Raw genomic sequence first — 20,812 nt, 5'->3', positions numbered from 1 at the left:
GATCGATAGCCTTAGGACAGCACACCTTGCACCTGCCCAATCAGCCACTGCAACCCCGAATCGCCGCCCCGCCGTGCATGCCACGCCAGTTCGACGGCGAACGAGGGAATATGAAACGGTGGCGGCACGGCCAGCAGATGCTGTTGATCGATGTTGAGCAAGCCCCTGGATGACACCGTCAGAATCAGGTCGGTGCCCTGAATCAGCTGCGGCGCCACGCCCCAATGCGGCAGGCTGATTGCCACATGGCGCCGTTCACGAATCGCCGTTAACGCCCGCTCGATTTCCGGGGTGCCGCTGCCGCGCATTTCCAACAGCACGTGCGGGCGCGACAAATAGGTGGGCAGGTCAAGCACGCCACTGGGCGGCAGGCTGTTGCGGTCGACCAGGCAGGTGTAATGCTCCTCAAACAAAGGCGTGGTGCGCAGTTCGGCGGGCATATCGGGGAATACCCCGGCGGCCAGGTCGATGTCGCCGTTGAGCACGGCGTCTACCATGCCTTCACGGCTGGCCTGGACGATTTGCAGGTCGATGCCAGGGGCTTCACGGCGCAGAACGCGGACCAGCTCCGGCAGGAAAATCGCCGCGCTGTAGTCCGACATCGCCAGGCGAAACCTGCGCTTGGCCGACGCCGGGTCAAACCGGTTCGGTGCCAGCAGTGCTTGCACCTGGGCCAGGGCTTCAGCCAAAGGTGTCGCCAACTCCAGGGCTCGCGCGGTCGGCACCAATGTTCCGCCCTGGCGCACCAGCAAGGGATCACCCAGCAGATCCCGTAAACGCGCCAGAGCGTGGCTGACTGCCGGCTGGCTCAGGTGCAAACGCTCGGCGGCGCGGGTGACGTGTTGCTCACTGAGCAAGGCCTCCAGGATCACCAGCAGGTTGAGGTCGACGCGACGCAGATCATTCATCGGCTGCATGCCCAGCATAAGAATTTGGAATTTAAATTTGCGCGACGAATAGCCTAGAGTCCAGCAAAACCTCTGGGAGATTCGAAATGACGACGTTGCATTGGCTGGGTTTGCTGGCGCTGGCGGTGATCGCCGGGGCGGTGGTGCCGTTTCAAAGCGCAATCAACGCCAACCTCGGGCGCGGGCTCGGTCACCCGTTGTGGGCCACGCTGGCGTCATTGTTGGTGAGTATTATCGTGCTGCTGCCGGTCATTCTGGCGCTGCGTCTACCCCTGCCGAGCCTGGCCTTTATCACTAAAGCGCCGGTGTGGATGTGGGCCGGGGGTGCATTTGGCGTGTGCTTTATTTCCCTGGCGCTGATGCTGTTGCCCAAGCTCGGCGCGTCGGGGTTCATTGCCTTGGCCATGGCCGGACAGATTCTCGCCTCACTGGTGCTCGATCACTTCGGGCTGTTCGGCCTGGTGGAGCGCCAACTGACAACGCCCCGTGTGCTGGGGGCGCTGTTGTTGATTGGCGGCGTGGTGTTGATTCAGTTCAGCAGCACGCCTGCCCGAGCATTGGCAGCGACAGGCTGATCAGGCCTTGTCGAGCGTGCGCAGCTTGTGTGGCAAGCCCCACAGCAACAAAGCCGCGGCCAGCAGGGCGCACACGCCAATCACATACAGCGCCGGGGTGGTGCTGCCGGTGAGGTCCTTGATCCGCCCCACCATCACCGGGCTGACAATGCCGCCGAACTGACCGAGGGTGTTGATCACCGCGATGCCGCCAGCCGCACCGGCTCCCGCGCCGGCCAGCAGTTTGGGCGGCAAGGTCCAGAAGGTCGGGATCGAGGCGATGATGCCCGCCCCCAGCATGCCCAGGGCGATGATCAGGAACGTGGTGTGGTCGGCAAAAATCCCGGCGCTGAAAAAGCCAATCGCCCCCAACACCACCAGGCCGCCGACAAACTTGCGCCGCTCGCCGGTGGCGTCCGACAGCCGCCCGATCACCACCATGCTGATCGCGCCGCACACATAGGGAATCGCGGTGAGCAGGCCGATCATCACCGGGCTCTGGGTGCCGGCGCTGCGGATCAATTGTGGCGCCCAGAAGTTGAGCCCGTAGGACGCGACCTGGATCAGGAAGTAGATAAAACCGAGCATCAAAAAGCCTGGAATGCGGATCGCCGACAGCAATGAACCACCGTGGGTGTTGGGCTCATGCTGGGCAATTCGGCTGGACAGCAAGGCCTTTTCCGCTGGCGTCAGCCACTGCGCGTCTTCGATACGGTCTTTGAGCAGCGTCAGCACCAGGAAGCCCAGGCCGATGCAGGGCAAGCCGCCAAGCAGAAACAACCAGTGCCAGCCGCGCAGTTGCAGCACGCCGTCGAGATGCTCCAACACCAGGCCGGAGAACGGCGCGCCAACCAAGCCCGCGAAGGCCGAAGCCAGAAACAGCAGCGAGGTGATGCGTCCACGAAAGTGCTGTGGAAACCACAACGTCAGGTAATACAGCACGCCCGGTGCGAAGCCAGCTTCCATGGCGCCAATGATGAAACGCAGGCCGTAGAACTGCCATTCGGCGGTGACAAACACCATGGCCGCCGTGGCCAGGCCCCAGGACATCATGATCCGCGCGATCCAGCGCCGTGCGCCGACCTTGTACAGCATCATGTTGCTCGGCACTTCGAAAATCACATAGCCGACCACAAACAGCCCGGCGCCGAGGCCGTAAGCGGTGTCGCTCAGGCTCAGGTCGGTTTGCAGTTGGAACTTGGCGAAGCTGATGTTGATGCGGTCAAAAAACGCGAACAGGTAGCACACCATGATCAGCGGCATCACGCGCCAGGCGACCTTGCTGACCAGGGCTTTTTCGGCATCGATCTCAGCGGCCGGGCGCGCGCCGGCCTCTAACGTATTAGTGCTCATGCTTTCTCTCCAGCGGGCAGCTCAACGGCGCCCGATTGTTTTTGTTGTCTGGTGCGGTGTTACAGGGTGGCGATGTAATCGGGTGGCGGATGCAGGTCGCCATTGCGCCCGGCCTTGGCGACCTGGCCGGGCAGCTCATGGCCAAGCAGCGCCGGCAGTTGGCGGGACATGTGCAACAGGTGCGGCAGGTCGATACCGGTGTGAATCCCGACCTCGTCGCACAGGTTGACCAGGTCTTCGGTGCAGATATTGCCCGACGCCCCCGGCGCGAACGGGCAGCCGCCAAGGCCGCCCAAGGCCGCATCAAATCGGCGCGCGCCGGCCTCGTAAGCCGCCAGCACATTGCACAAGCCCAGGCCGCGGGTGTTGTGAAAATGCAGGGTCAGATCGCTGGCTGGCACATACTGCAATACACGTTTGACCAGGCGCGCAACTTGGCGCGGATTGGCCATGCCGGTGGTGTCGGCCAGGGTGATGCCCTGGATGCCCAACTCGCGATAGGCATCGACGATATGCAGCACGCGGTCTTCATCCACCTTGCCTTCGAACGGGCAGCCGAAGGTGGTGGCGATGCTGCCGTTGAGGCGCACCGGGTAGTCGGCGGCAAAGCTGACGATGTCTTTAAAAGCCGCCAACGAGGCCTCGCAATGCATGCGCATATTCGCCAGGTTGTGGGTCTGGCTGGCGGACATCACCAGGTTCAACTCATCGGCGCGGGACTCGATGGCGCGCTGGGCACCCTTGAGGTTAGGGATCAGCGCCACATAGATCACACCGGGTTTGCGCACGATGCCCTGGAACACTTGCTCGCCATCGCGCAATGCCGGAATGGCCTTGGGCGAGACGAATGAACCAGCCTCGATTCGCGAAAACCCGGCCAGCGACAGCTGGTTGATCAACGCGATCTTGTCGGCGGTTTCAACCCAGGTCGGTTCGATTTGCAGGCCATCGCGCGGGGACACTTCCTGCACGATCAGCGGGTCAGAATAATCGGTGATCATTGCACCACTCCCGAGGTTTTCAGGCGTTGGATATCGGTATCGGTCAGGCCGAGGCTGCCGAGGATGTCGTCGGTGTGCTGGCCCAGGCTCGGGCCTTGCCAGTTCACCGCGCCGGGGGTTTCGGACAGCTTGGGCACGATGCCGGGCATTTTCACCGACACGCCGCCAGGCAGTTCGGCATTGAGCAGCATGTCGCGCGCCTGGTAATGCGGGTCGCTGACGATATCAGCCACCGAGTAGATGCGCCCGGCCGGCACTTCGGCGGTTTCCAGGGCAGCAAGCACTTGGTCGATGGGCAGGCTGCTGGTCCAGTGCGTGATCGCCGCATCCAGCAAACCACTTTTCGCCGCGCGGCCATCGTTGTGGGCAAACTCCGGCGCGTCGGCCAGGTCGGCCCGGCCGATGGTGGTCATCAAACGCTTGTAGATCGGGTCACTGTTACCGGCGATCACCACATAGGCACCGTCGGCGGTCAGGTAGGTATTGGACGGCGCGATGCCGGGCAAGGCGCCACCGCTGCGCTCACGCACGTGGCCGAGCATGTCGTATTCAGGCACCAGACTTTCCATCAGGTTGAACACGCTTTCGGCCAGCGACACATCGACAATCTGCCCGTCGCCCTGGCCGGTCTTGACCCGCAGCAGCGACATCAGCGCGCCGATCACGCCGTGCAATGACGCAAGGGAATCGCCCAGGCTCACGCCCACCCGCGCCGGTGGCGAATCCGGGTTGCCGGTGGTGTAGCGAATGCCGCCCATGGCCTCGCCGATGGCACCGAAGCCTGGACGGTCGCGATACGGGCCGGTCTGGCCGTAGCCGGAGATGCGCACCAGGGTCAGCTTGGGGTTGAGGGCGTGCAACACGTCCCAGCCCAGGCCGAGTTTTTCCAGGCCGCCGGGGCGCAGGTTTTCGATCAGCACGTCGGCGTCGCCGAGCAATTGCTTGATCAAACCCAAGCCTTCCGCTGACTTGAGGTCCAACGCCAGGGACTTCTTGTTGCGCGATTGCAGGTACCACCACAGCGAAGTGCCTTCGTGCAGCTTTCGCCATTTACGAAGCGGATCGCCCTGGCCCAGGGCTTCGATCTTGATCACCTCGGCGCCAAACTCGGCCATCAGCCGGGCGGCGAACGGCGCGGCAATCAGGGTGCCGATCTCAATCACCTTGATACCGCTCAATGGAGCCGTCATGGGGTGTGCCTCTTATTCTTGGAATGTGTGGCCAAGGCTAGAGGACAGCCGTAGGAGAAATCCAACCGTCAGTTGGCAAGCAGCGTTCGTGGATGGCGAACGGTTACGCCCTGTCGGCGCCATTCAGATCGCTATCGCGGCAAGCCCGGCGCCCACAGATGAGCGGGTTTCCATGTGGGAGCCGGGCTTGCCCGCGATGAGGCCCACGGCGCTGGTTTACTTCAGCGACGTGCGCAGATAGTCAAACAATAACCGGCTCACCGGCGACAGCTGTGCTTGATCACGTATCACCACAATTAAGCTGCGATCCGACCAGGCATCCGTGAGCGGCACGGCGTGCAATCCCAACGCGCGGCCGAACAGCTCGTAAGCTTTTTGCGGCAGGATACCGATGCCCATGTTCGCCTGAACCATCCGGCACATCGCATCAAACCCTGGCACGTGGATGCGCAGGCGCAGCATCTTGCCGGCCTCGCGCGCGGCCGCGTGGGTGCGCATATTGATGGAGCTGGCGGCATGCAGGCCAACGTAATCACTGTCGAGTGTTTCGGCGAACGCCAGGGTCTCGCGTGCAGCCAACGGATGCGCCGCCGGCATCAGCACCACCAGTTTGTCGTGGCGGTAGGTCACGCTGGGCAGGCCTTTGGTGTCAGTGTCACTGGAACAGATCCCAAGGTCGGCCACGCCGTCCAGCACGCCCTGTACCACGCCATTGCTGGGGCGTTCTTCCAGGTCGGTTTTCACCTCGGGGTGCAGCGCAGAAAAGTCCCGCAAGTCTTCCGGAAGAAACTGAATGATCGCCGACAGATTGGCCAGCATGCGCACATAACCGCGCACGCCATGGCTGTGCTCGCCCAGTTCCAGGCCCATTTTTTCGACGTTGAACAGCATCTGCCGCGCATGGTGCAACAGGGTTTCGCCCGCCGCCGTCAGGTCCATGCCCTTGGCCCGGCGCACAAACAGGCTGACGCCCAGCACCTGTTCCAGCTCCATCAGCCGCTTGCTCGCGGCCGATACCGCTATGGCTTCACGGGCCGCCGCGCGAGTCAATGTGCCCTCTTCAAACACCGCAACGAACAGCTGCAAGGTGATCAGATCCAGGCGACGCACCAGGCTCTTGTGCAACATCAGTGACGCTCGGCAGCCAGGCGATTGATCTCGCCCTGCTCCACCACCGCGTGCGGCGCGCCATGGCGCACGGCCGCCAACATGGCCTGGCCGACGGTCTCGGTGCTCACTACCCAGGCGGGCTTGACCCGGCGCACAAACGTGAGCAGCGGCCCGAGCACGGAATAAAAGGATTGGTACAACGGCGTTTTCGAACGCACGCCATGCAGCGGCTGGATCACCCCCGGCCGAAACAGGTACACCGCCTTGAACGGCAAGCGCAGCAAGGCGTTTTCGGTCTTGCCCTTGACCCGCGCCCACATCGACTTGCCCGTTTCGGAGCTGTCGGTGCCGGCACCGGACACGTAGATAAAGGTCATCTGCGGATTGAGCCGCGCCAGGGTACTGGCGGCGACCAACGTCAGGTCATAGGTGAGGTGGGTGTACTTGGTTTCATTCATGCCCGCCGACGAAACGCCGAGGCAGAAGAAACACGCATCAAAGCCCTGCAGCAAGTTTTCCAGCGGCTGGAAATCCAGCATGTCGCTGTGCAGCACCTGATGCAGCTTGCCATGTTCCTGGGTCAAGGGCGTGCGGCCAACGGCGACGATTTCCTGCACATCTGCGGCCAGCAGGCACTCGCGCAGCACGCCTTGGCCGACCATGCCGGTGGCGCCGAATAACAGAACTCTCATGGGGGGACCTCAGCGGCAAGCCGCAAGCTTCGTGCTCAAGTTGAATGCAGTTGAGCCTGTAGCTTATCGCTTGCCGCGTGCGACCGCCCTCTTTAGAACGCGCTGCGGAAAATCTCCTCGATCTGGCGCTGATCGGCGCGCCGCGGGTTGGTCAGCCCACAGGCGTCCTTCAACGCATTGGTGGCCAGCAGCGGAATGTCTTGCAGCTTGGCCCCCAGCTCGCGCAAGCCGGCCGGGATCTCAACCTCCTGGGCCAACGCACGGATGGCAGCGATCGCGGCCTGGGCGCCTTCTTCCGGCGTGATCCCCTTGATGTCGGCGCCCAGGGCGCGCGCCACGTCGCTCAAACGCTTGGCGCAGACGCTGGCGTTGAAGCTTTGCACATGGGGCAGCAACACCGCGTTGCACACGCCATGGGGCAGGTCGTAAAGGCCGCCAAGTTGATGGGCCATGGCGTGCACAAACCCCAGGGACGCATTGTTGAACGCCATCCCGGCTAGGAATTGCGCGTAAGCCATGTTTTCCCGCGCGACCTTGTCGCTGCCGTCGCGTACCGCCAGGCGCAGGTTGGCGCTGATCAGCTCGATTGCCTTGATCGCGCAGGCGTCGGTGATCGGTGTGGCGGCGGTCGACACGTAGGCCTCGATGGCGTGGGTCAACGCGTCCATGCCGGTGGCGGCGGTCAGGCCCTTGGGCATGCCGACCATCAGCGTCGGGTCGTTGACCGACAGCAGCGGCGTCACGTTGCGGTCGACGATGGCCATTTTCACGTGGCGGGTTTCGTCGGTGATGATGCAAAAACGCGTCATCTCACTGGCAGTACCGGCGGTGGTGTTGATGGCCACCAGCGGCAGTTGCGGCTTGCTGGATTGATCGACGCCTTCGTAGTCGCCGATATGCCCGCCATTGGTGGCGCACAAGGCAATGCCCTTGGCGCAGTCATGGGGCGAACCGCCGCCCAGGGACACCACAAAATCGCAGTGGCTGTGCTGCAACAGCGCCAGGCCTTTCTCGACGTTTTCCACATTCGGGTTGGGCTTGGCGCCGTCGTAGATCACCGAGTCGATGTCCTGCATCGCCAGCTTCTCGGCGATCATGCTGGCCACGCCCGCTTTGGCCAGGCCCGCGTCGGTGACGATCAGCGCTTTGCGAAAGCCGTAATTGCGGATGGCAGTCATGGCTTCGTCGAGACAGTCGGTGCCCATGATGTTGACGGCGGGAATGAAGAAGGTGCTGCTCATGGCGAATCCTCAGAGGCGTTATGCCTACAGGATCAACCTGAGCGGGCCGTGGCATCTTGATCAGGATCAACGCCGGCTCGTGATAAAGTCACCACCCAGCCGATTTCGAGTAGACCCGCCGCAATGAAGGATTTCCAGGATATTGACGCCCACCTTGAAGACTGGAGCGCGCTGCGCAGCGCTGTCGACTTCAGTGGGATTCTGATCGGCAACGGCGCGAGCCGCGTGATTTGGGAAGACTTTGCATACGACTCGCTGTTTGAAAACGCCCGCACCGTCGAAGAAAAACCCCTCAGCCAATCCGAGCTGAGTGTGTTCGACGCCCTGCAAACCCGCAGCTTCGAGCAAGCGCTGGGCGCACTGAAAACCACCAGCCGGGTCAACAAGGCGCTGGCGGTCAGCTCGGCGGCGCCGCGTAATCGCTACTACGCGATCAAGGAAGCGCTGATCAATACCATCCACGCCGTGCACATTCCGTGGCGCCTGGTGCAGCCGTCCACGCTGGCGACGATCAACGCGGAACTGGCCAACTACGCCACCGTCTTCACCACCAACTACGACCTGCTCAACTACTGGGCGATCCTGCACACGCCAGGCATCGATGACCTGTTTCGCAGCGCCGACTCAAGCTTCGACCTGCGCAACACCCGCACCGATGCCACGCGCATTCTGTACCTGCACGGCGGCCTGCACCTGGTGCGCAACCTCGATGGTACGGCGCGCAAATTGCCGTCCACCGACAGCACGTTGCTCAGCAGTTTTGCGATCAACAACACGATCAAGACCCTGGACGACGTGCCGCTGTTTGTCAGCGAAGGCAAGGTGGAAGAGAAGCTCAAGACCATCCGCAGTTCGGACTACTTGTCGTTTTGTTATGAGCAGTTGCTGACCCATACGGGCGCGCTGTGCATTTTCGGCCACGACCTGGGGCCGCAGGATAAGCACTTGGTGGATGCGCTTCGCCAGGCGAGGATCACGACCCTGGCGATTTCGGTGTCGGGGCGCAGCGACGGGTTTATCCGCCAGCAGAAGCGCCGGTATTCGGAGCTGTTTGAGGGCAGCGGTGTGGAGTTGAAGTTTTTTGCAGCGCGCACGCATCCGCTAGGTAATTCGGCATTGTCAGTGCCGGTCGAGCGCTGATCCCCCGCCCACATTTTGACTGAGTGCATCGGTTACATAGAGACAAATGACAATAGTTCTCGATATCATTCGCGACTTTTCTATGTCGTGCTTCGTCAAGAAGGATATCCATGTCTCGTCCCAAGCCCGACCCGTTGTCGGCCGATGCCTTTCGCGGGTTTTATGCAGACATTCTGTATTTCCTGCGCAAACGCACGGACAACGCCAGCGACGCGGCGGACATGACCCAGGATGTCTTCACCCAATGGCTGGACTACCGCGACCGCGCCAAGGTCGAGCAGCCACGGGCGTTTCTGTTCCAGATGGCGCGCAATCTGCTGCGCGATCACTGGCGTAAACAGAAGGTACGGCAGACCGTCCACTCAGACCCGGCCGCAAGGGACGCCGAGCCGGTCACCGATGAGCAAAACGACCCCATGGCCGCCGCGCAACGCTTGCAACGCCTGGAACAGTTGAAAGAAGTCCTCGCCGAGCTCTCGCCCCGCAGGCGAGAAGCCCTTATGCTGCACCGCTTCGAAGGCCTGAGCCAGGCGCAGATCGCCGAGCGCATGGGCATTTCGACCAGCATGGTGGAAAAGCACATCGCCTTGGCCCTGCTGCATTGCAAGCGACGCCTTCAACACGAACCCGGCACGGAGCAGCCAGAATGAACCGCCTGAGCGACCTTGACGCGCTGGACATCGAAGCGAGCGACTCCATCGATGCCCAAGCCGCCAGCTGGTTTGCCCGCAACCGCAGTGACATGGGGCGCGCCGACCGCAGGGCCTTTGCGGCCTGGCAGGCCGAACCCGCCCATGCGCGCGCCTATGCCGAGTTCGAACAACTGTGGGCCGACCTCGCCCAGTTGCAGCAATTGAACAAACCGGTGCCGCTGCCCAAGCGCAAGCCGTCGGCCTGGCGCCCTGCCCTGGCGGCGGCGGCCGCGCTGGTGTGCGCCGTGCTGGCCACACCTATCGGCGCACCGCGCGAGCTTTATCACAGCCAGGTTGCCGCTCATGCCAAAGGCATGCGCACCCTGAACCTGCCCGATGGCAGCACCCTCTACGTGAATGCCAACACACGCCTGCGCGTGGATTTCAGCGCCCACCAACGCATCCTTCACCTGGACAAGGGCCAGCTCTACATCGACGTCGCCGCCGACAAGGAACGGCCGCTGTACGTGCAAGCCGGCGAGGCGAATGTGCGGGTAGTCGGCACCGCTTTTGATGTGCGGCGCAGCCAGCAGCAGCTGGTGGTGAGCGTCGCCCATGGCCAGGTGGCGTTCGAGCCCGACCGCAAAAGCCCGGTGAGCGTGCTCGGCGCTCAACAACGCGCCATCTACAGTTACGCCAAGGGCACAGTGCAACAACAAACCCTGAACGCTGAAGAAGTGGCGGACTGGCGCAGCGGGCACCTGTCGTTTCGCAACCGCGACCTGGCCAGCCTGATCGACGAGCTGAGCCTCTATCGGCCGCAGGCACCCTTGCAGGTCAGCAAATCAGTGGCGCAACTGAAAGTCTCGGGCAATCTGGATGTGAATGACCCGGACGCCCTGCTCAACGCACTGCCTGCCCTGCTGCCGGTGAAAACCGTGGCCTCGGCCGATGGTGTGGTGAGAATCGAACCCATCAAGTAAGACCGGCACCGCCACACTTGAGAATATTTTGCATTCGCATGTGTGGTTTTTTTGGCCTGCCCCGTCTTCCTCCCGACTGTGTTTGATACGCACACCTTTTTGGCTATTTAGCCACCCCGGGGGATTTCATGTTTCGCGCGCCTTGCCACGCTTCGCACCTGTTTCTTCGACCGACGCTGATTGCCACCTGCCTGGCGTTCAGCCTCAATGCCCAGGCCGAGTCCTTCAAGCTGCAACTGCCCGCCCAGTCGCTGGCCACGTCCCTGAGCCAAGTGGCGCAGCAGGCGAAAATCCAGCTGCTGTTCGATGAAACACTGCTCAAGAACGTGCAGGCGCCCGCGCTCAATGGCGACTTCACCCCCGAAGTGGCGATTCGCAGCCTGCTCAAAAACGGCGAGTTCACCCTGATCAAGGTCGGCACCACCTACGTGGTGCGCCCCGACGAGGGCAAGACCACCCACAGCAGCGCGATCCAGCTGGACGCCCTCAGCGTGATCGGCACCGGTAACGAAGTCGACTCAAGCACTGTCAACCGTTCCACCCTCAGCCAGGCCGACATCGACCGCTACCAGTCCAATAACATTCCCAGCCTGTTGCAGACCTTGCCCGGCGTGAGCCAGGGCGGTTCGCTCAAACCCGGTGGCCAGACCATCAACATTCGTGGTTTCGGCGATGCCGAAGATGTGCCGATGACCGTCGATGGCGCCACCAAAAGCGGCTTTGAGCGCTACCAGCAAGGCACGGTGTTTATCGAGCCCGAGCTGATCAAAAGCATCGAGGTGGAAAAAGGCCCCAACTCACCGTTCACCGGCAACGGCGGTTTCGGCGGCACGGTCAACATGACCACCAAAGATGCCCCGGACCTGCTCCAGGACGGTCGCAACAGCGGCGCGATGCTCAAGTACGGCTACTCCAGCAACGACCACGAACAGGTTTACAGCGGTGCCGTGTATGGCCGCACCGACGACGGCCGTTTCGACGCGCTGGCCTACCTGACCCAGCGCGACGGCGGCGACATGAAAGTGGCCGCCAAGTTGCCCAACGACAACAACCAATACCCGGTAAACCCGCAGCGCCTGCCCAACAGCGCCCAGGATGTGGACGGTAAGTTGTTCAAGGTCAACGCCCACTTGACCGAAGAGCACAGCGTCGGCCTCTCCTACTCGCGTTCCCACAGCAATCGCTGGACACCGTTTTCTGCTGCCAGCTACCCGACGCCGCCGACCCAGGCCAACATCGATCGCTACGGCTATGAAGGGGCGTTGAAGCGTTTTTTAGCCCAACGTGACACCGTCGACACCACCTGGTCGGGCAAGTACGAATACCAGCCCGTGGACAACCCGCTGGTGGACCTGAGCGTCAAATATTCCCAGTCCAACACCGACCAGACCGACGAGCGCGACGCCACGGCGTTTTTCCAGCTGGCCACCGGCGGGCGCAAGATGGACACGTCCTACACCGACAAAAACCTCGACATCCGCAACGTCAGTCTGTTTGACACCGGGCCCTTGCAGCATGCCGTCACGGTGGGTGGCCAGATCCGCAAGCACATCCGCGAAACCGAGATGTGGATGCCGGGCACTGCCTACAACACGGCGCGCTACAACTACGGGCATTTCCAGCCGGGTTTCATGCCCCACGGCAAGGTCGATACCCACAGCTTCTTTGTCCAGGATGCAGTGACCGTGGGCGACGTGACCATCACCCCGTCCCTGCGCTACGACCACGTGCGCAACCGCGGCGAAGGCAACGATGCGCCGTACTACAACAACCCGGACCCGTCGTTCGGCCACGACTACAGTGACCGCACCTACACCGGCTGGTCGCCACGCCTGGCGTTGTTCTGGAACGTCACGCCGAACCTGGGGCTGTTCGCCAACTGGAGCAAAACCTGGCGCGCGCCGGTCATCGACGAGCAGTATGAAGTGCAAGGCCTGGGCAGCCGCACCGCCACCAGCGTCGACCTCGACCCGGAGCGCATCACGTCGATCACCGTGGGCAGCGTCGTCAGCTTCGATAACCTGATTGCCCATGACGACAACCTGCAAGTGCGCACCACGTTGTTCCACAACAAAGTCGAAGACGAAATCTTCAAGGCCACCGGCGTCGGCTGCCAGAACCAGGCCGTCAACGGTGGCACGATTTCCAGCGCCTGCCCGCCTGGGGCGATGTCCAATTACCGCAACATCGGCGGCCTGACCATCAAGGGCTTTGAACTCGAATCGTTCTATAACTCCACCTACCTGTTCGGCTCGGTGTCGTTCGCCTACGCCAAAGGTGAACACGAAGGCGCCTACACCAACCCGTGGGGGCCGGATGTGGCGGCACGTGACATTCCACCGACCAAATGGGTGTTGGTGCTGGGCACCAATATTCCGGCCTGGGATGCCCAGGTAGGCTGGATAGGCCAGTTCATCGGCGCCACCGACCGCTTGCCCAGCGACACATATTCCGGCGGACCGGGCAGCAGCGTGGGCGACCTGTTCTACGACCAGTACGGTAACAAGGCCTACAACACCCAGGGTCTGTTCGCCAAATGGAAACCGCAACAGGCTTACCTGAAAGGCACCGAGGTGAATTTCACCGTGGACAACTTGCTCAACAACAACTTCCGCCCGGCCCTGAGCGGCGACCGTGCCTACACCAAAGGTCGCGATGCGAAGATCAGCATTACGCGGTTCTTCTAAGGTGAGGTGCTGCGGGTGTGTGGGTTTGTCTGCACGACCGAGGCGCTCCCTTCGCCGCCTCGCTAAAGCTCGACAGCTCCCACATGGATCTCCATTTGCTCGCGATCTTCTGTGGGAGCCGTCGAGCCCTGGCGAGGCGGCGAAGGCGGCGGCACTGCCAACCCGAGCGATTGAAACTGTACGGATAAATCCGCACCCAGCTGTAGGCCAGCAATCGGCAAGGGTTGTGGCTAGATGGGCTTCCCTTGAAGCCCTCTAGATTCGGGTCGCCCTCATGAGCTCGCGCGAAAACACCGGCATGGCCCTCGGCCTGCTGGGCGTCATCATCTTCAGCCTCACCTTGCCGTTCACCCGCATCGTCGTGCAGGAGGTCCATCCGTTGCTCAACGGCCTGGGCCGTGCCTTGTTTGCGGCAGTTCCGGCGGCGGCGCTGTTGCTGTGGCGCCGCGAGCGCTGGCCCACCTGGCGCCAGGTGCGCGGGCTGTGCCTGGTGATAGCCGGCGTGATCCTCGGTTTTCCGGTGCTGTCGGCCTGGGCCATGCAAACCTTGCCAGCCTCCCATGGCGCACTGGTCAACGGCCTGCAGCCGCTGTGCGTGGCGCTGTATGCGGCGTGGCTGTCCCATGAGCGGCCGTCAAAAGCCTTCTGGGCCTGTGCGGCGCTGGGCAGTGCATTGGTGTTGAGTTACGCGCTGATCACCGGTGCCGGCAGTGTCCAGGCAGGCGATTTGCTGATGCTCGGCGCGATTGCCGTGGGCGGCCTGGGGTATGCCGAGGGTGGCCGCCTGGCCAAGGAAATGGGTGGCTGGCAGGTGATCTGCTGGGCGCTGGTGCTGTCGACGCCGGTGTTGATCGGCCCGGTGTGGTACTTGGCGGCGCAGCATCAAGGGGCAATTTCGACGCGTGCCTGGTGGGCGTTTGGTTACGTGTCGCTGTTCTCGCAGTTCCTGGGGTTCTTCGCCTGGTACGCCGGGCTGGCCATGGGCGGCATCGCGCGGGTCAGCCAGATCCAGTTGCTGCAGATCTTCTTCACCATCGCGTTTTCGGCGTTGTTTTTTGGTGAGCATATCGAGCCGATCACCTGGCTGTTTGCCTGTGGGGTGATCGTTACAGTGATGCTGGGGCGCAAGACCGCGGTGCAGCCTGCGCCTGCGCCCAAGCCGAACGCTATCTAATGTGAAAGCACGCGTGTGTTGGCGCCGGGCTTGCCCGCGATGGCATCACCGCGGTTTAGCTGAAAGACCGAGTCGCCTGCATCGCAGGCAAGCCAGCTCCCACACAAGCCCGGCTTCCACAGGGCCTTTGTTCAGTTCAAGAAGCCATCCGCGCGCAGCAGGGTTTCCAGGCAGTGCTCGCTGATCTGGTAGAACGCCTTCAGCGCCTGGATTTTCTCCAGCAACTGCGCGTTGTCCACCGGCTCGCTGCGCTTGATCGCCAGAATCATCTTGTTCTTGTTGGTGTGTTCCAACGAGATGAACTCGAACACCTTGGTCTCATACCCGCAGGCCTCGAGGTACAGCGCTCGCAGGCTGTCGGTGACCATTTCCGCCTGTTGGCCCAGGTGCAGGCCGTATTGCAGCATCGGCTTGAGCAACACAGGGCTCTGGATCTGCAAGCGAATCTGTTTGTGGCAGCACGGCGAGCACATGATGATAGACGCGCCCGAACGGATACCGGTGTGGATCGCGTAATCGGTGGCAATGTCACAGGCATGCAGCGCAATCATTACGTCCAGGTCACTGGGCGCCACGCTGCGTACGTCACCGCACTTGAACACCAGCCCAGGGTGTTCCAGGCGTGCGGCCGCGCTGTTGCACAACGTCACCATGTCTTCGCGCAGTTCCACGCCAGTCACTTCGCCCTCGGCCTTGAGGGTGTTGCGCAGGTAATCGTGGATGGCGAAGGTCAGGTAACCCTTGCCCGAACCGAAATCGGCGACGCGCACCGGCTGATCCAGTTTCAGCGGCGACGAGGTCAGCGCATGGCTGAACACTTCGATGAACTTGTTGATCTGCTTCCACTTGCGCGACATCGACGGGATCAGCGCCTGCTTGGCGTCGGTCACGCCCAGGTCGGCGAGGAATGGCCGGCTCAGGTCAAGGAAGCGATTTTTCTCGCGGTTGTGCTCGGCGGACGGCGCCTCACGCAGTTGCTGGGGCTTGCTTTTGAACAGCGAGCTTTTGTTCTTCTTGCTGTATTCCAGCTGGGCTTCGTCGGTCAGCGACAGCAAATGCGCATTCTTGAACGAGGTGGGCAGCAGCGCAGCAATCGCGGCCACGCCCTCGGCCAGCGGCAAGTTCTTGGTGATATCGCGGGTCTTGTAGCGGTAGACGAAGGACAGGCAGGCCTGCTCCTTGACCTCTACCGGCTTGATGATCAGCCGTTGCAATTGGGCTTCCTCACCCACGTACTTGGCCAGCACCAGCTTGATAAACGCGTTCTGCGCCAGGCTTGCGCTCAGCAGTTCGATGAACTGGGCGTGATGATCCGGCGCAGGGCGGGCAGGTTGAGCGGTGACGGACATGAACAAAAACGCCTCGGGCTGGGAATGCCGGGCATTTTAGGGGGGATGAAGGTTTAGGGCACGGGGTTATTTGATCAACGGTCGATTCGTCCAGCCTGCACAGATCCAAAGGTGGGAGGGGGCTTGCCCCCGATTGCGGTGTTTCAGCTCCAAATGAGTTGCTTGACACACTGCCATCGGGGGCAAGCCCCCTCCCACATTTTGGTTCAGTGGTGTTTGGGTTATTCGAGTACGACCAACCTGTTGGGCAGTTCATTACGGGTTTGCGTCACCGGCACATGCACCTTGAGCAACTCGCCGCAGGCCTCAATGCACGCGATAAACCCGGCCAACGTCTGCCCCTGCTTCACCTGCTGGGTGAACGCCTTGACGATGGTGTCCCAACTGCCGTCATCCAGGCGCTTGGAAATGCCCTCGTCCACCAGGATTTCCACATAGCGCTCCGCCTCGCTGACAAAAATCAGCACGCCAGTGCCGCCCAGCGTGTGGTGCAGGTTCTGCTCCAGGAACTGGCGGCGCGCCAGGTTGGACGCGCGCCAATGCCGTAACGAGCGCGGGATCAGACGCGTGGTGACTTTCGGCAGGCGAAACACCAGGCACAACACGATAAACGTTGCCCACTGTGCCAGCAGCAAGGTGTACATGGTCAGGTAGCCCGACAAGTAATGCACCACGCCGGGCACCACCAAGGCGATCAGACTGGCCCAGAGCAACGGGATATAAGCGTAATCATCGGCACGCGCCGCCAGCACGGTGACCAGTTCGGCATCGGTGGTTTTTTCGACCCGAGCGATCGCCTCAGCGACCTGGCGTTGCTCGTGTTCACTCAGTAGTGCCATGGTTGTAGATGCCCCTTTCTAGTTATTGTCATTACCAGCCACCCGAGGCCCCGCCACCGCCAAAACCACCGCCGCCGCCTCTGAAGCCACCACCGCCGCCCCCGCCACCGCCGCCGCGCCCGCTGCTGCTGAGAATCGCCAGCAGAATAGCGCCAACCGGCAGGCCCAGGCGGTTGCACAACCACAACACACCAATCAGCAAGATGAACAAGCCGATGGAAAACCCCGGGTTGTTCTTGGCGAAATTCGCATCGGCCACATGCGCCGGCACGGCCAGCGGCTCGCCACCCACCACCTGCACCATCGCCGCCACACCGTCGCTGATGCCCTGGCTGTAATTGCCGGCCTTGAACTTGGGCGCGATCACCTGGTTGATGATCACCCACGACTGCGCATCGGTCAGCACACCTTCGAGGCCATAGCCGACTTCGATGCGCAACTTGTGCTCATCACGGGCGACGATCAACAGCGCGCCGTTGTCCTTGCCCTTCTGCCCGATGCCCCACTGGCGACCCAATTGGTAACCGTAGTCTTCAATGGGCACGCCTTGCAGGTCAGGCACGGTGACCACCACGATCTGGTCGCCCGAGGTTTGCTCCAGCGCCTGCAACTGCTGGGTGATCTGCGCGCGGGTTGCCGGGTCGATCATCTGGGCGCTGTCCACCACCCGTCCGGTCAACGCCGGGAACGTCAATGCCGCCTGGGCGGCACCCACGCAGGCCAGCAACCACAGCGCCAAGCCTATCCGTAATAAACGCATCGACACCTCAGAGAAGCCTTATTTGAACTTCACTTGTGGCGCTTTATCGGCATCGGCGCTGGTGGCTTCAAACGTGGCGCGGATCGGCAAGTCGCTGTACATCACGCTGTGCCACAGGCGGCCAGGGAAGGTGCGGATTTCGGTGTTGTAAGCCTGCACGGCCTGGATAAAGTCACGGCGAGCCACGGCAATGCGGTTTTCTGTGCCTTCAAGTTGCGATTGCAGGGCCAGGAAGTTCTGGTTGGCTTTGAGGTCCGGGTAGCGCTCGGACACCACCATCAAACGGCTGAGGGCGCCGCTCAAACCATCCTGGGCTTGCTGGAACTGCTTGAGTTTTTCCGGATTGTCGAGGGTGCTGGCATCCACCTGAATCGAGGTGGCCTTGGCCCGCGCTTCGATCACGGCGGTGAGGGTATCTTGCTCATGCGCTGCGTAACCCTTGACCACTTCCACCAGGTTGGGGATCAGGTCGGCGCGGCGCTGGTACTGGTTCTGCACCTGGCCCCAGGCCGCCTTGGCCTGTTCATCCAGAGTCGGAATGGTGTTGATGCCGCAACCGCTCAGCACTGTGCTGATCAATAGCAAAGCGGCGGCTTTCAAGCCCCAGCGGTAACCTTGTGCTGCTTGCATGGTGTTTCTCCTGCTCAAACTTGATGGAAGTTGACGACTAACCCTTTAAACCACGCGCTTGGGGCATAATCCGCCGCCACCACTGGATTGCATTGAGCCAATCAGCTAAAAAGATGCCCAGCGCGAATAAGAGTTCACAAGTGTCGTGCATTTACTGCAATAACACTCGAACAACAACATATGTTCCCCACATTTTGGCAGAGCGGCGCATTTTCGCTGTGCAGTAGCCGAAAAAGGATATTCATGAAGAAGCTGTGTTTGCTCGGCCTTGTTGCCACTCTGGCCACTCACCCCGTCTGGGCAGAAACAAAGCCTGCTGCGCTTAAAGACAAGGACGCCTTTGTCAGCGACCTGCTCAAGCAGATGACCCTGGATGAAAAGATCGGCCAATTGCGCCTGATCAGCATCGGCCCCGAAATGCCCCGCGAGCTGATCCGCAAGGAAATCGCCGCCGGCCGTATCGGCGGCACCTTCAACTCGATCACCCGCCCGGAAAACCGTCCGATGCAGGACGCGGCCATGCGCAGCCGGTTGAAGATCCCGATGTTCTTCGCCTATGACGTGATCCACGGCCACCGTACAATCTTCCCGATCAGTTTGGCCCTGGCCTCCAGCTGGGACATGGACGCCATCGGCCGCTCCGGGCGCATCGCCGCCCAGGAAGCCGCTGCCGACAGCCTCGACATCACCTTTGCGCCGATGGTCGACATCTCCCGCGACCCACGCTGGGGCCGTACATCCGAAGGCTTCGGCGAAGACACCTACCTGGTCTCGCGCATTGCCGAGGTCATGGTCAAGGCCTTCCAGGGCGCCAGCCCCGCCAATGCCGACAGCATCATGGCCAGCGTCAAGCACTTCGCCCTGTATGGCGCGGTGGAAGGCGGTCGCGACTACAACGTGGTCGACATGAGCCCGGTCAAGATGTACCAGGACTATCTGCCGCCGTACCACGCGGCAATCAAGGCCGGTTCCGGCAGCGTGATGGTGGCGTTGAACTCGATCAACGGCGTGCCTGCCACCGCCAACACCTGGCTGATGAACGACTTGCTGCGCAAGGACTGGGGCTTCAAAGGCCTGGCCGTCAGTGACCACGGCGCGATCTTCGAGCTGATCAAGCACGGCGTGGCCAAGGACGGGCGTGAAGCCGCCAAGCTGGCGATCAAGGCCGGCATCGACATGAGCATGAACGACTCGCTGTATGGCAAGGAACTGCCGGGGTTGCTCAAGTCCGGCGAAATCGAACAGAGCGACATCGACAACGCCGTGCGCGAAGTGCTCGGCGCCAAGTACGACATGGGCCTGTTCAACGACCCGTACCTGCGCATCGGCAAAGCCGAGGATGACCCGGCCGACACCTATGCCGAGAGCCGCCTGCACCGCGCCGACGCCCGTGATATCGCGCGCCGCAGCCTGGTGCTGCTGAAAAACCAGAACGACACCCTGCCGTTGAAAAAGTCCGCGACCATCGCGCTGGTCGGCCCGCTGGCCAAGGCCCCTATCGACATGATGGGCAGCTGGGCTGCCGCCGGTAAGCCTGAACAATCGGTAACCCTGCTCGACGGCATCAATGCCGTGATCGGCGAAAAAGGCAAAGTGATCTACGCGCGTGGCGCCAACATCACCAACGACAAGGCCGTGGTCGACTACCTCAACTTCCTCAACTTCGATGCGCCGGAAGTGGTGGATGACACCCGCCCAGTCCAAGTACTGATCGACGAAGCGGTGAAAGCGGCGAAGGACGCTGACGTGGTGGTCGCGGCCGTAGGCGAGTCGCGTGGCATGTCCCACGAATCCTCGAGCCGCACCGATTTGAACATCCCGCAAAGCCAGCGCGACTTGATCAAGGCCCTCAAAGCCACCGGCAAACCGTTGGTGTTGGTGCTGATGAACGGCCGCCCACTGTCGATTCTCGACGAGAACCAACAAGCTGACGCGATCCTCGAAACCTGGTTCGCCGGCACCGAAGGCGGCAACGCGATTGCCGACGTGCTGTTCGGTGACTACAACCCGTCGGGCAAGCTGCCGATCACCTTCCCACGTTCGGTGGGGCAGATTCCGACCTACTACAACCACCTGAGCATTGGCCGGCCCTTCACGCCGGGCAAGCCGGGCAACTACACCTCGCAATACTTCGATGACGTCACCGGGCCGCTGTTCCCGTTTGGCTATGGCCTGAGCTACACCACGTTCAGCCTGTCCGACATGGCGCTGTCGTCCACGACGCTGAACAAGACCGGCAAGCTCGACGCCAGCGTCACGCTGAAAAACACCGGCAAGGTCGACGGCGAAACCGTGGTGCAGCTGTATATCCAGGACGTGGCCGGCTCGATGATCCGCCCGGTGAAAGAGCTGAAGAACTTCCAGAAGGTCATGCTCAAGGCCGGTGAAGAGCGCACGCTGCACTTCACCATCACCGAAGAAGACTTGAAGTTCTACAACACCCAGCTCAAGTTCGCCGCGGAACCGGGCCAGTTCAATGTGCAGATCGGGCTGGATTCCCAGGATGTGCAGCAGCAGACGTTCGAATTGCTGTAATACCTGCAGCCCCCTCTTCGTTGGAGAGGGGGCT

General features: G+C 61.9%; 18 protein-coding genes. 7 read left to right on the top strand and 11 right to left on the bottom strand.

The annotated features are described in order from the left end of the window. Positions 1-11: 11 nt before the first annotated feature. Positions 12-917, bottom strand: a complete 906-nt coding sequence (locus AACW30_RS23850; RefSeq protein ID WP_434223058.1) for a LysR family transcriptional regulator — start codon at positions 915-917, stop codon at positions 12-14. A 77-nt stretch (positions 918-994) separates the two neighbouring features. Between AACW30_RS23850 and AACW30_RS23845 the strand changes: the two genes are divergently transcribed. After that, positions 995-1,483, top strand: a complete 489-nt coding sequence (locus AACW30_RS23845; protein ID WP_124416669.1) for a DMT family transporter — start codon at positions 995-997, stop codon at positions 1,481-1,483. Here the strand turns inward: AACW30_RS23845 and AACW30_RS23840 are convergent, their stop codons facing one another. From AACW30_RS23840 to yiaY, 6 genes are all read right to left on the bottom strand, one after another. Continuing rightward, positions 1,484-2,815: an MFS transporter gene (locus tag AACW30_RS23840; RefSeq protein ID WP_200623590.1), complete on the bottom strand. Its 1,332-nt coding sequence runs from the start codon at positions 2,813-2,815 to the stop codon at positions 1,484-1,486. Between the two features lie 59 nt (positions 2,816-2,874). After that, positions 2,875-3,816: a hydroxymethylglutaryl-CoA lyase gene (locus AACW30_RS23835; RefSeq protein ID WP_200623589.1), complete on the bottom strand. Its 942-nt coding sequence runs from the start codon at positions 3,814-3,816 to the stop codon at positions 2,875-2,877. Beyond that, complete coding sequence (locus AACW30_RS23830) at positions 3,813-5,006, bottom strand: CaiB/BaiF CoA transferase family protein (RefSeq protein ID WP_106577048.1); 1,194 nt, start codon at positions 5,004-5,006, stop codon at positions 3,813-3,815. The genes AACW30_RS23835 and AACW30_RS23830 overlap by 4 nt, the downstream gene beginning before the upstream one ends. 216 nt (positions 5,007-5,222) lie before the next feature. Next, on the bottom strand, positions 5,223-6,134 hold the full coding sequence (locus AACW30_RS23825) for a LysR family transcriptional regulator (RefSeq protein ID WP_119738910.1): 912 nt from the start codon (positions 6,132-6,134) through the stop codon (positions 5,223-5,225). After that, positions 6,134-6,808 (bottom strand): NAD(P)H-binding protein, encoded by a 675-nt coding sequence (locus AACW30_RS23820; protein WP_200623588.1) that lies wholly within the window; start codon positions 6,806-6,808, stop codon positions 6,134-6,136. The genes AACW30_RS23825 and AACW30_RS23820 overlap by 1 nt, the downstream gene beginning before the upstream one ends. 92 nt (positions 6,809-6,900) lie before the next feature. After that, a complete protein-coding gene (gene yiaY, locus AACW30_RS23815; protein ID WP_106577051.1) occupies positions 6,901-8,049 on the bottom strand; it encodes an L-threonine dehydrogenase in 1,149 nt (382 codons plus the stop codon). 123 nt (positions 8,050-8,172) lie between these two features. Between yiaY and AACW30_RS23810 the strand changes: the two genes are divergently transcribed. From AACW30_RS23810 to AACW30_RS23790, 5 genes are all read left to right on the top strand, one after another. Then, entirely contained in the window at positions 8,173-9,189 is a 1,017-nt protein-coding gene (locus tag AACW30_RS23810; protein ID WP_200623587.1) for a DUF4917 family protein, read from the top strand. 110 nt (positions 9,190-9,299) lie between these two features. Next, entirely contained in the window at positions 9,300-9,839 is a 540-nt protein-coding gene (locus tag AACW30_RS23805) for an RNA polymerase sigma factor (RefSeq protein WP_106577053.1), read from the top strand. Next, positions 9,836-10,804, top strand: a complete 969-nt coding sequence (locus tag AACW30_RS23800; RefSeq protein WP_200623585.1) for a FecR family protein — start codon at positions 9,836-9,838, stop codon at positions 10,802-10,804. The genes AACW30_RS23805 and AACW30_RS23800 overlap by 4 nt, the downstream gene beginning before the upstream one ends. Before the next feature lie 128 nt (positions 10,805-10,932). Further along, positions 10,933-13,491, top strand: a complete 2,559-nt coding sequence (locus AACW30_RS23795) for a TonB-dependent receptor (protein WP_200623584.1) — start codon at positions 10,933-10,935, stop codon at positions 13,489-13,491. Between the two features lie 274 nt (positions 13,492-13,765). Beyond that, positions 13,766-14,665 (top strand): DMT family transporter, encoded by a 900-nt coding sequence (locus AACW30_RS23790; RefSeq protein ID WP_124416663.1) that lies wholly within the window; start codon positions 13,766-13,768, stop codon positions 14,663-14,665. A 131-nt stretch (positions 14,666-14,796) separates the two neighbouring features. On the opposite strand, the gene AACW30_RS23785 is transcribed toward AACW30_RS23790, so the two are convergent. The 4 genes from AACW30_RS23785 to AACW30_RS23770 all read right to left on the bottom strand — a co-directional run bounded on the left by AACW30_RS23785 (position 14,797) and on the right by AACW30_RS23770 (position 18,243). Continuing rightward, positions 14,797-16,014 (bottom strand): class I SAM-dependent methyltransferase, encoded by a 1,218-nt coding sequence (locus AACW30_RS23785; protein WP_200623583.1) that lies wholly within the window; start codon positions 16,012-16,014, stop codon positions 14,797-14,799. 221 nt (positions 16,015-16,235) lie between these two features. Then, positions 16,236-16,853, bottom strand: a complete 618-nt coding sequence (locus AACW30_RS23780; RefSeq protein WP_200623582.1) for a TPM domain-containing protein — start codon at positions 16,851-16,853, stop codon at positions 16,236-16,238. Between the two features lie 31 nt (positions 16,854-16,884). Continuing rightward, the gene (locus AACW30_RS23775; protein ID WP_106577059.1) at positions 16,885-17,613 is read right to left on the bottom strand and encodes a TPM domain-containing protein; all 729 of its coding nucleotides are present in this window, start codon (positions 17,611-17,613) and stop codon (positions 16,885-16,887) included. A gap of 18 nt (positions 17,614-17,631) precedes the next feature. Then, a complete protein-coding gene (locus AACW30_RS23770) occupies positions 17,632-18,243 on the bottom strand; it encodes a LemA family protein (RefSeq protein ID WP_106577060.1) in 612 nt (203 codons plus the stop codon). 243 nt (positions 18,244-18,486) lie between these two features. Here AACW30_RS23770 and bglX point away from each other — a divergent pair, with 243 nt between their 5' ends. Then, entirely contained in the window at positions 18,487-20,778 is a 2,292-nt protein-coding gene (gene bglX / locus AACW30_RS23765) for a beta-glucosidase BglX (RefSeq protein WP_200623581.1), read from the top strand. Positions 20,779-20,812 lie beyond the last annotated feature (34 nt).

The organism is Pseudomonas sp. MF6747, assembly GCF_963890955.1.
GTDB lineage: Bacteria > Pseudomonadota > Gammaproteobacteria > Pseudomonadales > Pseudomonadaceae > Aquipseudomonas.
Note: the sequence above shows the minus strand (reverse complement) of the source record. Positions and strands in the feature narration are given on the sequence as shown.

What these genes read in the sequence shown, in the direction of transcription:
- AACW30_RS23840 (WP_200623590.1), bottom strand. Translation starts at nt 2,815, where the DNA reads ATGAGCACTAATACGTTAGAGGCCGGCGCGCGCCCGGCCGCTGAGATC.
- AACW30_RS23820 (WP_200623588.1), bottom strand. Translation starts at nt 6,808, where the DNA reads ATGAGAGTTCTGTTATTCGGCGCCACCGGCATGGTCGGCCAAGGCGTG.
- AACW30_RS23800 (WP_200623585.1), top strand. Translation starts at nt 9,836, where the DNA reads ATGAACCGCCTGAGCGACCTTGACGCGCTGGACATCGAAGCGAGCGAC.
- AACW30_RS23785 (WP_200623583.1), bottom strand. Translation starts at nt 16,014, where the DNA reads ATGTCCGTCACCGCTCAACCTGCCCGCCCTGCGCCGGATCATCACGCC.
- AACW30_RS23830 (WP_106577048.1), bottom strand. Translation starts at nt 5,006, where the DNA reads ATGACGGCTCCATTGAGCGGTATCAAGGTGATTGAGATCGGCACCCTG.
- AACW30_RS23795 (WP_200623584.1), top strand. Translation starts at nt 10,933, where the DNA reads ATGTTTCGCGCGCCTTGCCACGCTTCGCACCTGTTTCTTCGACCGACG.
- bglX (WP_200623581.1), top strand. Translation starts at nt 18,487, where the DNA reads ATGAAGAAGCTGTGTTTGCTCGGCCTTGTTGCCACTCTGGCCACTCAC.
- AACW30_RS23845 (WP_124416669.1), top strand. Translation starts at nt 995, where the DNA reads ATGACGACGTTGCATTGGCTGGGTTTGCTGGCGCTGGCGGTGATCGCC.
- yiaY (WP_106577051.1), bottom strand. Translation starts at nt 8,049, where the DNA reads ATGAGCAGCACCTTCTTCATTCCCGCCGTCAACATCATGGGCACCGAC.
- AACW30_RS23835 (WP_200623589.1), bottom strand. Translation starts at nt 3,816, where the DNA reads ATGATCACCGATTATTCTGACCCGCTGATCGTGCAGGAAGTGTCCCCG.
- AACW30_RS23780 (WP_200623582.1), bottom strand. Translation starts at nt 16,853, where the DNA reads ATGGCACTACTGAGTGAACACGAGCAACGCCAGGTCGCTGAGGCGATC.
- AACW30_RS23770 (WP_106577060.1), bottom strand. Translation starts at nt 18,243, where the DNA reads ATGCAAGCAGCACAAGGTTACCGCTGGGGCTTGAAAGCCGCCGCTTTG.
- AACW30_RS23825 (WP_119738910.1), bottom strand. Translation starts at nt 6,134, where the DNA reads ATGTTGCACAAGAGCCTGGTGCGTCGCCTGGATCTGATCACCTTGCAG.
- AACW30_RS23790 (WP_124416663.1), top strand. Translation starts at nt 13,766, where the DNA reads ATGAGCTCGCGCGAAAACACCGGCATGGCCCTCGGCCTGCTGGGCGTC.
- AACW30_RS23850 (WP_434223058.1), bottom strand. Translation starts at nt 917, where the DNA reads ATGCAGCCGATGAATGATCTGCGTCGCGTCGACCTCAACCTGCTGGTG.
- AACW30_RS23810 (WP_200623587.1), top strand. Translation starts at nt 8,173, where the DNA reads ATGAAGGATTTCCAGGATATTGACGCCCACCTTGAAGACTGGAGCGCG.
- AACW30_RS23805 (WP_106577053.1), top strand. Translation starts at nt 9,300, where the DNA reads ATGTCTCGTCCCAAGCCCGACCCGTTGTCGGCCGATGCCTTTCGCGGG.
- AACW30_RS23775 (WP_106577059.1), bottom strand. Translation starts at nt 17,613, where the DNA reads ATGCGTTTATTACGGATAGGCTTGGCGCTGTGGTTGCTGGCCTGCGTG.